The sequence below is a fragment of the Mycobacterium sp. NGS40 genome, assembly GCF_059812735.1.
Map to the genome: position 1 here is coordinate 297673 of NZ_JCALDG010000005.1, position 12745 is coordinate 310417.

Below are 12745 nucleotides of genomic sequence, written 5' to 3' on the forward strand. Positions count from 1 at the left end.
AGCGACGTGTGTGAAAAGTTTTGGATCTGGCGTTACTGCTGCCTCGGCTGGGGACTGGGCCAACCTTGGTGCGAGCGCCGCCACGATCCTCGGTAAAGGGATGATCTACGCCGGCAAGCAGAACGCGGTTCTGGCAAAGGCGTTGAAAGAAAGCGGAACAAAAGTACTGCCGACGCCGACGGCCATTGTCGATGCCGCGGCGCTGGCCGTCACAATCGTGGACTTGCTCAACGGATTTGGATCCCCCAACTCCGGGTCCGCCGTATCCACCGCTGCGGACAAACTCAACCTGTTCCTCAAGGACTTGGACCCCGGCGCCATTCCGGATCCGCGGGACTGGAGCGGCGCCGCGGCGACGGCCTACATCAACCAGGTGAACACGCTCAAGGGTTTCGTCGACACGTTCAAGACGTACGACCAGACCCTGAAGGGTTACCTGAGCAAGCAGGCGAGCGAGGTTAAGCAGGCACACCTGTGCTGCACGGTCAACGTGGCCGTGCTGACCGCCGCCGCGGGTATCGCCCTGGCCCTCTACCTGATCCCGATCGCGGGTCCGGGTATATCGCAGGCGTGGCAGATCATCGCCGCCTTCGCGTGCTGTGCCGCCGTCTTCGTCGTCGAGATGCTGACCCTGTCCAGTTCGATGAGCATCTCCAACCAGTGCGCGACCCTGGGTCAGCAATACGTCCAGTTGGGTAAAGATGTGGGCACGCAGCTGGCGGGCACCTTCGACAAGATCGACGGCAAGGTTGCGGCGGACACCTCGTCGCAGTTGTCCGGCTTCCGCGCCGTCTCCGACGGCCTGACGGACTACACCTTCGTGTCCACCGGGAAGTCGGTCAACAAGCTGGCCGCCGAAGCGGGCGACAAGGTTGCGCCGGAGCAGAAGGCGCTGCTGCAGTCCTCCAGCGACAAAGCCGCCGCCGCGAAGACCTCGGACACCAAGACGGACACTCCGGCCAAGGGCGACAAGACGACTCCGGCACCGGCGGCGTTCACGCCGCCCAGCCTGGCCCAGATCGGGCAGGCGTCGCAGGGGCTCAGCACGGTCGGCCAGACGCTCGGCCAGGGCATGCAACAAATCCAGTCGCTGGCCCAGTCCGCCAAGGGCGCCGCTCCCGCGGCTGCCGCCGCCCCGGCCGCGGCTAGCGACGTCAGCGACGTCAAGGACGACGAGGACAAGAAGAAGGAAGACGACGCCAAGCGGGACGCTGAAACAGGTGCCGCAGCCGGTAAAGACGGAGGCAGCGAGCGTGCACCCGTCGATGCCACCGCACCTGCTGCGGCACCGGCCGCCGCACCGGCAGCAGCCGGCCGCGAACGCGTCCTTTGATAGCACTCGCGCGTCAAAAACATGGCGGGCCAACGCCATAGCGCGAAATTCGAACGTTAAGGAGACCAACCAATGGCAAATCTACTCGTCTCACCAGCGATCCTCGAGACGCTGGCGACCAAACAGGAAGCCGCACAGAAGGATGCCCAGGCGGGGGCCGACGCCCTGAATGGCACCGGAAGCAACTGCTGGCTTACGCACGGCGTCATCAGCGGGTGCTCCAATGGTGCCTTCGACACCATCGAGGGCATCCGCAAGACCGCGGGCAAAGCCCTGGGAGACGCCAGCCTGCTGATGGCCGCAAAGCTGCGCACCGCCAAGTCGGCGTATGAGGGTGTCGACAGCGAGTTGGCCGGCAACCTCAACAAGCAACTGCTCGACAAATAATGACAACCGGTCCCCTCGCCGCCGGCCGCGCCGGTCTTGTTGACGACGTAGTCGGCGTCGAGGTGACTATCGACGGCATGCTGGTGATCGCCGACCGGTTGCACCTGATCGAATTCCCAGCGGCCCTGGGGATCCGGCAGAACATCCCGCAAGACGATCTACGCAAACTTGTCTGGGACCAGGTGGAGAAGGACCTGACCCAGCAAGGGGTGCTGAACGAACTGGGCCAGCCCCACCCGACCGTGACGGCCATCATCGACACGCTCAGCAGGCCCGACCGGACCCTGGAAGGCCGGTGGTGGCGCCGCGATATGGGCGACGGCGTGATGGTGCGTTTTGCGGTGTGCCGCAAGGGCGATCGTCATGTCATCGCCGCTCGGCACGGCGAGCTGATCGCGCTCCAACTGGTGGCGGCGCAGGTGGGTCTGGCAGGCATGGTGACCGCCGTGCTGGGCCCGGCGACGCCGGCCAACGTCGAACCGCTGACCGGTGTGGCGAGCGAACTGGCCGAATGCACTACGGCGGCACACCTGGCGAACCTCGGTATCGCGCCGGCCACCGCCCGCATCTACGCCGAGATCGTCGGCAACCCGGATAGCTGGGTGGAGATCATCGCCAGCGAGCGTCACTCCGGCGGCACCTGCACCCACACCGACGTCGCTGCCGGCATCCTCGACTCACCGCTGGGCCGACTGGTGTCGCTGCCCCGCCGCGTGCACGGCGAGCTGTATGGAAGTTTTCTGCCTGGTTCCCAAGAAAATCTGCAACGGACACTAGACGGACTGCTGGAATTCCTCCCCGCGCGCACCTGGCTCGATCACACTTCAGATGACGAGTCCGCGCACACCGATCACACTCACGCCTCGTACCGAGGCTGATCTCTGCCGCTACCAATGAAAGATGGATCCCATGTCCCAGCATGATGAGCACGACGATCTCTCCGCCTTGGACTTCTCCTCCTACCAGTCCGGATCCGACGACGGCCACGATGACGGGGATGCCCTGGACTTCTCCGCCGCCCACGACAGCAGCGAGGAGTCGGAGGCCGACGCCCTGGACGCGTACGCGCCGACCGAGCCCGAAGAGGCCGACGACGAGCTGGAGGCCATCGCCGCGACAACCGAGCCTTCCGACGACGACGAGGACGAAGAGGAAGGCGTCCAGCAGTTCACCGTGACCAACCCGCCCGAGACGGTGTCGGTGTCCGCACTCATCGACGGCCGCACTCAGCGGGTCAAGCTGTCGCCGAAGGCGACGAACCTGACCGAGGACGAGCTGGCCGACGAGATCGTGGTGCTGGCCGAGTTGGCGCGGCAAAAAGGGCTGGCCGGGCAGCGCACCTACGTCATGGACAGTGCCGCCGACAACGCGGGGCTGCAACAACTCACCGACATGGGCTTGGACAGCACCCAGCTGCTGCGTGACTTCGTGGATACCGGCATGCGGTTACCGACGGAGGAACAGGCTGAGACGGCACAGGCCGAAGTCTTCGCCGTGCGCTACGCCGCCGATAAATGAGCGAGCATCTGGCCGGCCTGTTCGAAAGCGCGGTCGGCATGCTGCCGGTCTCGGAGTCGCGGGCGCTTGACCTGTTCACCGAGATCACGAACTACGACGAGACCGCATGCGACGCATGGGTCGGCCGGATCCGGTGCGGCGACAACGACCGGGTGACATTGTTCCGGGCCTGGTACTCGCGCAAGTACTTCGGGCAGCTGTCGGGCTCTGCCCAGGTCTCGATGAGCGCCCTGGGTGCCCGGGTTCCGATCGGCGGCCTCTACGGCGACATCACGTATCCGGTCAATTCACCGCTGGCGATCACGATCGGTTTCGCGGTGAACGAAGCGTCGGCGGGTAACTACGCGGATGCCCTGGAAGCCGTAGAAGCCAGCCCGACCTCCGGTGCCGAGCACCTGTTGTCGTGGACCAAGGCGGTGGTCTACGGGGAAGGGCAGCGCTGGACCGAGGTCATCGACGAAGTCCGAGCCGCCGGCAAGTGGCCCGACGCGTTTCTGGCTGCTGCCGCCGGCGTCGCACATGGAGTCGCGGCCGCCAATCTCGGCTTGTTCACCGAAGCCGAGCGCCGCCTGACCGAGGCGAACTCGTCGCCCGCGGGCGAGGCGTGCGCGCAGGCCATTGCCTGGTACCTGGCGATGACTCGCCGCGGCCAGGGCAACGAAGAAGCCGCGGTGGCCCTGCTGGAATGGTTGCAGACGACCCACCCGAGCCCCAAAGTTACTGCGGCACTGAAGGATCCGTCTTACCGCCTGGCGACCACCAGCGCCGAGCAGATCGCCGCCCGAACAGATCCCTGGGATGCGGCAAGTGTCGTGGCCGACACCTCGGGGCGGGAAAAGCTGCTCGCCGAGGCGGAGACGGAGCTACGCCGGCAGATCGGGCTGACTCGCGTCAAGGATCAGGTGGAGCGCTACCGCGCCGCGACCCAGATGGCCAAAGTTCGTGCCGCGCGCGGCATGAAGGTCGCACAGGCGAGCAAGCACATGATCTTCACCGGGCCGCCCGGGACCGGCAAGACGACCATAGCCCGCGTGGTGGCCAACATCCTGGCGGGTCTGGGCGTCATCCAGGAACCGAAACTCATCGAGACGGCACGTAAGGATTTCGTCGCCGAATACGAAGGACAGTCCGCGGTCAAGTCGGCGAAGACGATCGACCGCGCCCTGGGCGGTGTGCTGTTCATCGACGAGGCCTACACCCTCGTTCAGGAACGCGAGGGCCGGTCGGACCCGTTCGGTCAAGAGGCGCTGGACACGCTGCTGGCCCGGATGGAAAACGACCGAGACCGTCTTGTGGTGATTATCGCCGGTTACAGCAACGACATCGATAGACTTCTGGAGACCAACGAAGGACTGCGGTCACGGTTCGCCACCCGTATCGAATTCGACTCCTACTCCCCCGAGGAGATTCTCGAAATCGCGAAAGTCATTGCGAAGAACAACGACTCGGAGCTCAGCGTGGAGGCGGCCGAGAACCTGCTGGAGGCGGCGAAGCTGCTGAGCCAGCGGACGGTACGCGGCAAAGCCGCGTTGGACATCGCCGGCAACGGACGCTATGCGCGACAAATGGTGGAGGCCGCAGAGCAATACCGTGACATGCGCTTGACTCAAGCGGTCGACTTCGAGGAACTCGACGCGGACTTCCTGCGTGAGATCAACGGCGAAGACATGGCCGAGGCGGTGGCATCAGTGCACGCCCGGCTGGCCGTCACCGAGTAGCGCATGGCGGGGTTTCGGCTCACCACCAAGGTCCAGGTCAGTGGCTGGCGCTTCCTGCTGCGGCGGTTGGAGCATGCCATTGTTCGCCGGGACACCCGGATGTTCGACGACCCGCTGTCCTTCTACGGGCGGGCGGCGGCGCTGGGCATCGTCATCTCGGTGCTGTTCCTGGTGGGCGCCCTGGCGATGGCGTATTTCAAGCCGCAGGGCAAGCTCGGCGGCGGCAACTTGTTCGTCGACCGTTCCACCAACCAGCTGTACCTGATGGTGTCCGGGCAGTTGCATCCCGTCTACAACCTGACATCGGCACGCCTGGTACTGGGCAATCCCGCCGAGCCCACCGTCGTGAAAGCCACTGAGCTGGGCAAGTTCCCCAGGGGCCAGACGGTCGGCATTCCCGGCGCTCCTTATGCCACGCCGGTGTCGTCGGACTCGGCGTCGGTGTGGGCACTGTGCGACACCGTCACCAAGGCCGAGACCATCAATCCGACCGTCCAGACGTCGGTGATCGCGATGCCGCTGTCGCTGGACTCCTCCGTGGATGCCCTGCAGCCCAACGAGGCGCTGCTGGCCTACTACCAGGGCAAAGACTGGATCATCACCTCGACCGGCCGGCACGCCACCGACCTGGCCGACCGCACTCTCACCTCGGCGGTGGGCATACCCGTGAACGCCAAACCGAGCCCACTGTCCACCGCCGTGTTCAATGCGCTGCCCGACGGTGGATCCTGGCAGCTGACCCCGATCCCGGACGACGGTGCGCCCAATACCCTTGGGCTGCCTGACTTTCTGGTGATCGGGTCGGTGTTCCAGATCCATGCCCAGTCGGGGCCGCAATATTTCGTGGTGTTGCCCGACGGCGTCGCGCCCATCAACGCCAACACCGCGGTGGCGCTGCGCGCCGCCCAGTCGCACGGACTGGTCGAGCCGCCGTCGGTGGTTTCGAGTCTGGTGGTCAGGATCCCCGAACGCGTGTACAACTCACCGCTGCCCGACCAGTCGATCAAGATCGTCAACCGGCCGAACGAACCGGTGCTGTGCTGGACGTGGGAACGCAAGCCCGGTGAGCAGAATCCCCGGACGGCGGTGGTGACCGGTCGGCATCTGCCGGTGCCGACGTCGGTGATGGGCCAGGGCATCAAGCAGATCCAGGGTCCGGCAACGGTTTACATCGACGGCGGCAAGTACTTGCAGCTGCAGTCCCCGGATCCCCGGTACGGCGAATCGTTGTATTACGTCGACCCGCAGGGCGTGCGGTACGGGATATCCGACCCGAAGGCGGCCGCCTCGCTGGGTCTGCAGTCGCCAAAGCCCGCGCCATGGGAGATCATTCGACTACTGGTCGACGGTCCGGTGCTGTCCAAAGAAGCCGCCCTGCTGGAGCACGACACGCTGCCCGCCGACCCGAGCCCGCGAAAGTTACCCGCAGCGCCCGGAGCTGGTTGATGACGACACGCAAGTTCACCCCATCGGTAACCCGCGGTCCCCGCTTGACGCCGGGCGAGATCGCCGTCGTACCGCCCGAGGACCTCGGTGTCGATGTCCCGCCCAGCTTTGTCCAGCGGGTCATGCCCTATGTGATGGGTGTGTGCATGCTCGGCATGATCGGCATCATGGTGTTCACCGGCACCAAGGCGCTGTCTCCGTACATGATGATGACGCCGCTGATGATGATCATGATGTCGTTGAGCATGGTGGGCGCCGGCGGGGGCGGCGGTGGCAAGAAGGTGCCCGAGATCAACGCCGACCGCAAGGAGTACCTGCGGTATCTGGCGGGACTTCGCCCCCGGGTGACGTCGTCTGCCACCGCGCAGGTCGCCTTCTTCAGCTATCACGCACCCCACCCCGACGATCTGCTGTCGATCATCGGCACACCCCGGCAGTGGTCGCGCCCAGCCAGCGCCGATTTCTACGCGGCCACCCGCATCGGAATCGGTGACCAGCCGGCGGTCGACCGGCTGATGAAGCCGTCGGTCGGCGGCGAGCTGGCGGGCCCGACCGCAGCACCTCAGCCGTATTTGGAGCCGGTCGCCAACATGTGGGCGGTCAAATTCTTGCGCACCCACGGCCTGATCCATGATTGCCCAAAACTGCTGCAGCTCAGGACATTTCCGACCATCGCCATCGGTGGCGACCCGGCCGGGGCGGCCGGATTGCTCACGGCCATGATCTGTCACCTGGCGGTGTTCCATCCGCCGGACCTGCTGGCCATCCGGGTGCTCACCGAGACGCCGGATGATCCGGAGTGGTCCTGGCTGAAATGGCTTCCGCACGTGCAGCATCCGACCGACACCGACGCGGCCGGACCGGTCCGGATGATCTCCGCCCACCCGGAAAGCCTCTCCGATCTCGCGGCCCGCGGCCCACACTCACCGGATTCGACGCCGGGCGGACCCTACGTCGTCGTCGTGGATCTGACCGGCGGCAAGGCGGGGGTCCCGCCGGACGGCAGGGCCGGCGTCACGGTGTTCACGCTGGGCAACCATCGCGGCTCGAATTATCGGATCAGGGTGGCCGCGGACGGGACTGCCGACGACCGCCTGCCCGGCCAGCAGTTCCGCCAGGTGACGGCCAGCACCGACCACATGTCGGCGCCGCAGGCGGCACGCATCGCCAGGAAGCTGGCCGGGTGGTCGATCACCGGCACCATCATCGACAAGAAGGCCAGCACCGGGGCCGCCAAGAAGAAGGTGGCGACCGAGTTCTACCAGCTGGTGGGCGCGAAAAGCGTCGAGGACATCACGCCGGCACGCTGGAAGATGTTCGCCGACAAGGATCTTGACCGCCTCAAGATCCCATTCGGTCACCAGCTCAAGACCGGCGAAATCATGACGCTGGACATCAAGGAGGGTGCCGAATTCGGCGGTGGGCCGCACGGCATGCTGATCGGAACCACCGGGTCGGGAAAGTCCGAGTTCCTGCGCACCCTCATCCTGTCGCTGGTATCGATCACTCACCCCGACCAGGTGAACCTGTTGCTCACCGACTTCAAGGGTGGCTCGACATTCCTGGGCATGGAAAACCTTCCGCATACCGCGGCGGTCATCACCAACATGGCCGAGGAAGCCGAGCTCGTCGGCCGGATGGGTGAGGTGTTGACCGGCGAGCTGGACCGGCGGCAGAACTTGCTGCGCCAGGCCGGGATCCAGGTCGGTGCGACCGGGGCGCTGTCCGGTGTGGCCGAATACGAGAAGTACCGGGAGCGTGGCGCCGACCTGAAGCCACTGCCAACGCTTTTCGTCGTCGTCGACGAGTTCGCCGAGTTGCTGCAAAGTCACCCGGACTTCGTCGGGCTGTTCGACCGGATCTGCCGCGTGGGCCGTTCACTGCGGGTGCACCTGTTGCTGGCCACCCAGTCGCTACAGACCGGTGGCGCGCGCATCGACAAATTGGAGCCCAACCTCACCTACCGGATCGCGCTGCGCACCACCAGCTCTCATGAATCCAAGTCGGTGATCGGCACGCCTGAGGCGCAGTACATCACCAACAAGGAAAGCGGCGTCGGGTTCTTGCGGGTCGGCATGGAAGACCCGGTCAAGTTCAGCACGCTGTACACCGGTGCCACCTACGTTCCGCCGGTGCACACCGAGACCAACGGCGAGGCCGAAAAGGTCGACGGCGTCCGGCCCGGCGCGCGGGGTATGCAAATTCGGCAATTCACCGCGGCTCCGATTCTCGAAGACCTCGACGATGCGCAAGCACCGGCCGCGCACGGCGGGGTGCCGGCATGAGCACCGAGGCGAAGGGGAAACCGCTGAGCGAGGTGATCCTGGACCAACTCAGCACCGTCGAGTCGCGGGCATACAAGATGTGGTTGCCGCCGTTGACTCATCCCACCGCCGTAGACGAACTGGTCAAGCGCGCCGAGCTACGACCGTTGTACTTCCCGCTCGGAATCATGGACGAGCCGCGCCGGCATCTCCAAGAACCTTGGGGCGTAGACGTTTCCGGCGGTGGCGGCAACATCGGCATCGGCGGTGCACCGCAGACCGGGAAGTCCACGCTGTTGCTGACCCTGATTCTGTCGGCCGCCGTCACCCATACCCCGCGACAGGTCCAGTTTTACTGCATCGACCTCGGCGGTGGCGGGTTGATGTATCTGGACAATCTGCCGCACGTCGGTGGGGTGGCCACCCGGTCGGAACCCGATCGCGTGATGCGCGTGATCGCCGAGGTGCAAGCCGTTCTGCGGCAGCGAGAAGCCACCTTCAAGGAGCACCGGGTCGGCTCGATCGCGAGCTACCGCGAATTGCGCGCGGATCCCAGCCAACCCGTGGCCGCCGATCCGTTCGGCGATGTGTTCCTGGTCATCGACGGATGGCCGGCGTTCGTCGCCGAATTCCCCGACCTGGAGGCGAACGTCCAGACCCTGGCCGCGCAGGGCCTGTCGTTCGGCATCCACACCATCATCACCACGCCGCGGTGGACGGAATTGAAGTCACGGGTACGCGACTACCTCGGCACCAAGATCGAGTTCCGGCTCGGTGATGTCAACGACACCCAGCTGGACCGCGCCACCCGGGATATTCCGGCGAACCGCCCTGGCCGGGGCATGTCGATCGAGAAACACCACCTGATGATGGGTGCGCCCCGACTCGACGGCGTCAACAGCACCGACGGCCTGGTCGAGGCACTCACGGTCGCGGTGAACCACATCGCGTCCCACACCACCGAGGAAGCACCCCGGGTCAGGGTGCTGCCCGAACGCATCCATCTGTACGAACTGGATCCGGAACCACCCGGGCCGGAATCCGACTACCGCACTCGCTGGACGATCCCGGTCGGCGTCCGCGAGACGGACCTGACGCCGGCGTACGCCCACCTGTACGCGGCGAACCACATCCTGATCTTCGGTGCGGCCAAGTCGGGCAAGACAACCATTGCTCATGCCATTGCCCGCGCCATCTGTGCCCGCAACAGTCCAGACCAAGTGCGCTTCATGTTGGCCGACTACCGGTCCGGACTACTGGACGCGGTGCCCGAAAGCCACCTACTCGCCGCGGGCGCCATCAACCGCAACGCTCAGTCGCTGGACGAGTCGATCAAAGCGCTCGCGATCAACCTACAAAAGCGGTTACCGCCGGCCGATCTGACCGCCTCCCAGTTGCGGTCGCGGTCGTGGTGGACGGGATTCGATCTTGTGCTTTTGGTCGACGATTGGCACATGATCGTCGGCGCGTCCGGAGGGATGCCTCCAATGATGCCGTTGGCTCCATTGTTACCGGCCGCTTCAGATATCGGATTGCACATCATCGTTACCTGCCAAATGAGCCACGCGTATAAGTCGACCATGGACAAGTTCGTCGGCGCGGCCTATGGTGCCGGGTCTCCGACGCTGCTGCTGTCCGGCGACAAGGCGGACTTCCCCTCAAGGGAGTTTCAGGTCAAGCGTCGGCCCCCTGGCCAGGGAATTCTCGTGACACCCGACGGCAAGGACGTCATCCAGGCCGCCTACATCGATCCCCCAGAAGAAGTGCACTGACCACCTGGAGCAGGCGGTTAGGATTATCCCAACGCTCATTACGGGAGCCGGAACCGAAACGCGATAAACCGCGCCGGGGACTGCATTGTGCGATTAAGATTTTCACTGCGACAGAATGGTTTGCGTTTACTCAGAATTTGATATTCGTTCACGTGTAATTCGAGGAGGGCCGGCCAAAATGCGCCCCACCCCGCATTGTTCGAACGAGCGAAACTTTCGTGTAACAGCAGACCCCGAGAACTAACGCACCACATACCTCGTACCAAGGGAGACCGAGCATGCTGTGGCACGCTATGCCACCGGAGCTGAACACCGCACGGCTGATGGCCGGCGCGGGTCCTTCGCCGATGCTCCAGGCCGCCGCGGGCTGGGAGGCGCTGGCCGCCAGCCTGGAGGCCGAGGCCGCCGAATTGGCCGCGAGCATGACCGCTCTGTCGGGAGCGTGGACCGGAACCGGCAGCGAGCGCGCGACGGCCGCGGCCGCGCGGATGGTCACGTGGTTGCAGACTGCCGCGGCGGCCGCGCAGAAGCGCGGCATGCAGGCCGCCGCACAGGCCGCCGCCTACGTGAAGGCGTTGGGAATGACGCCGTCGCTGCCGGAGATCGCGACGAACCACATCACCCACACGGTCCTGACGGCCACCAACTTCCTGGGCATCAACACGATGCCGATCGGATTCAACGAGGCGGACTACTTCGTCCGGATGTGGAACCAGGCCGGCGGCGTGATGGATGTCTATGCCGCCGAGACCGCCGCCAACACCGTCTTCGAACCGCTTCCCGAGATGTCACCGATCCTCGCACCGGGCATGGACGCGGCTGCCGAAGCTGAGGCCCAGGCCGGGGCAGCGGCGCTGCTGAACTCGCTGTCCGACGAAGCCGCCGACCCCGGTAGCTTAGGTTCCTCGACTCTGCTCCAGGCGGCCAAGGACGCCGCCGGCGACGACGATCTGACCCCCACACCCTCTGGGGTGAACCAGGTTTCGCAGTTGATGAACGGGCTGGGGCAGCTGAGCGGACCGATGCAGCAACTCATGCAGCCGCTGCAGCAACTGACATCGATGGCCGGTCAGTCCGGCGGCATGGGCAGTTCAACCTTGGGCGACCTCACCGTGGGTGGCGGCAAAGTCGGCGGCGAGCTCGGTAAGGGTGGCGCGCAGATGGGTCTGATCGGGGCACCGCCGTTGTCGTCGCATCCGCTGCTGGGCGGCTCGGGCCCGAGCGTCGGCATGGGGCTGATGCACGCGGAGCAGCTTCCGGGCTCCGGCCTGAGCGGACCCCGCACGTCGATGATGAGCCAGTTGCTCGACAAGCCCGGCGCAGTCGTCGCGCCTGCCGGCGCGGGCGCCGGCTCGACGGCGGGCACCGGCGCCGCGCCGCTCGGTGCGGGTGCCGGCGCCCAATCCAGCGCTGGTTCCAGGGCCGGGATGGCGGCCCCGGTCGCCCTTGCGCGCGAAGAGGAAGAAGGCACCAACCTCCACTACGACGAGCTGCACGGCATCGACGACGGAGACGACTGGTGAGCATCCACCACAACAGACTTCCCGGCCGCCCGGGCCGGAAGACTTGCCATCACTTGGCGAGGACAGAGCACACAGAAAGTAGTTCAACATGGCAGAAATGAAAACTGATGCCAGTACCCTCAGCGCCGAGGCCGGGAACTTCGACCGGATCGGTGGCGAGCTTCAGGGTGTCATCAAGAGCGTAGAGCACACCGGCGGCGAACTCGCCGGCCACTGGACCGGCCAGGCCGGCTCGGCCGCGCAGGCCGCGCTGCAGCGCTTCCAGGAAGCCGGCAACGCGCAGATCAAGGCGCTCACCGACATTCACGAGAAGATCAGCCACGCCGGCGTCCAGTACCAGCGCGCCAACGAAGAGCAGGCCTCCAACCTGCACTCGACCGCCGGCAACATGGGCTTCTGAGCCCACCTAACCCCTCAGCTTTAGAAAGAAACGGAGACAAATCATGTCGGAAGCTCAGTCATGGAATTTCAGCGGCATCGAGGCCGGTGCCAGCTCCATCGCGTCGTCGGTGCAGACCGTTCAGGGTCTTCTCGACGAAGGAAAGCAGTCCCTCGCCAAGCTTGCCGAGGCTTGGGGCGGTTCCGGTTCGGAGGCCTACCAGGCCGTGCAGAACGACTGGCAGACCAAGTCTGACGAACTCAACAACTCGCTGCAGTCGCTGTCGCACACCATCACCGAGGCCAGTGCGGCGATGGCCAGCACCGAGCACGGCGTCAGCGGCATGTTCGGCGGTTAGAACGGCAAACGACGCCGAAACACGGGATCAGGCGAGTTCAACCGCAT

At 65.4% G+C, this 12745-nt stretch carries 11 protein-coding genes; all 11 read left to right on the forward strand.

The genetic code is table 11. The annotated features are described in order from the left end of the window. The first annotated feature begins 100 nt into the window (after positions 1-100). The 11 genes from AC5Y5O_RS10745 (at position 101) to AC5Y5O_RS10795 (ending at position 12698) form a co-directional block, all read left to right on the forward strand. Positions 101-1333: an EspA/EspE family type VII secretion system effector gene (locus tag AC5Y5O_RS10745; protein ID WP_165796500.1), complete on the forward strand. Its 1233-nt coding sequence runs from the start codon at positions 101-103 to the stop codon at positions 1331-1333. A gap of 72 nt (positions 1334-1405) precedes the next feature. Next, positions 1406-1720, forward strand: coding sequence for an ESX-1 secretion-associated protein (locus AC5Y5O_RS10750; RefSeq protein ID WP_096290652.1), 315 nt, complete (start codon positions 1406-1408; stop codon positions 1718-1720). Further along, a complete protein-coding gene (locus AC5Y5O_RS10755) occupies positions 1720-2598 on the forward strand; it encodes an ESX secretion-associated protein EspG (RefSeq protein ID WP_096290653.1) in 879 nt (292 codons plus the stop codon). The genes AC5Y5O_RS10750 and AC5Y5O_RS10755 overlap by 1 nt, the downstream gene beginning before the upstream one ends. A 31-nt stretch (positions 2599-2629) precedes the next feature. After that, positions 2630-3238, forward strand: coding sequence for a DUF2694 domain-containing protein (locus AC5Y5O_RS10760; protein ID WP_096291453.1), 609 nt, complete (start codon positions 2630-2632; stop codon positions 3236-3238). Continuing rightward, the gene (eccA, locus tag AC5Y5O_RS10765; protein WP_096290654.1) at positions 3235-4956 is read left to right on the forward strand and encodes a type VII secretion AAA-ATPase EccA; all 1722 of its coding nucleotides are present in this window, start codon (positions 3235-3237) and stop codon (positions 4954-4956) included. The genes AC5Y5O_RS10760 and eccA overlap by 4 nt, the downstream gene beginning before the upstream one ends. A 3-nt stretch (positions 4957-4959) precedes the next feature. Continuing rightward, on the forward strand, positions 4960-6402 hold the full coding sequence (gene eccB / locus AC5Y5O_RS10770) for a type VII secretion protein EccB (protein WP_096290655.1): 1443 nt from the start codon (positions 4960-4962) through the stop codon (positions 6400-6402). Further along, positions 6402-8687, forward strand: a complete 2286-nt coding sequence (eccCa, locus tag AC5Y5O_RS10775; protein ID WP_500025061.1) for a type VII secretion protein EccCa — start codon at positions 6402-6404, stop codon at positions 8685-8687. The genes eccB and eccCa overlap by 1 nt, the downstream gene beginning before the upstream one ends. Then, positions 8684-10438, forward strand: coding sequence for a type VII secretion protein EccCb (gene eccCb, locus AC5Y5O_RS10780; protein ID WP_096290657.1), 1755 nt, complete (start codon positions 8684-8686; stop codon positions 10436-10438). Before eccCa ends, eccCb begins: the two co-directional genes overlap by 4 nt. 278 nt (positions 10439-10716) lie before the next feature. Continuing rightward, positions 10717-11961, forward strand: coding sequence for a PPE family protein (locus tag AC5Y5O_RS10785; protein ID WP_096290658.1), 1245 nt, complete (start codon positions 10717-10719; stop codon positions 11959-11961). Between the two features lie 88 nt (positions 11962-12049). Then, positions 12050-12361 carry a WXG100 family type VII secretion target gene (locus tag AC5Y5O_RS10790; protein ID WP_096290659.1) on the forward strand — a complete coding sequence of 104 codons (312 nt, stop codon included), beginning with the start codon at positions 12050-12052 and terminating at the stop codon, positions 12359-12361. 43 nt (positions 12362-12404) lie between these two features. Beyond that, complete coding sequence (locus AC5Y5O_RS10795; RefSeq protein ID WP_090597907.1) at positions 12405-12698, forward strand: WXG100 family type VII secretion target; 294 nt, start codon at positions 12405-12407, stop codon at positions 12696-12698. Positions 12699-12745: the final 47 nt, after the last annotated feature.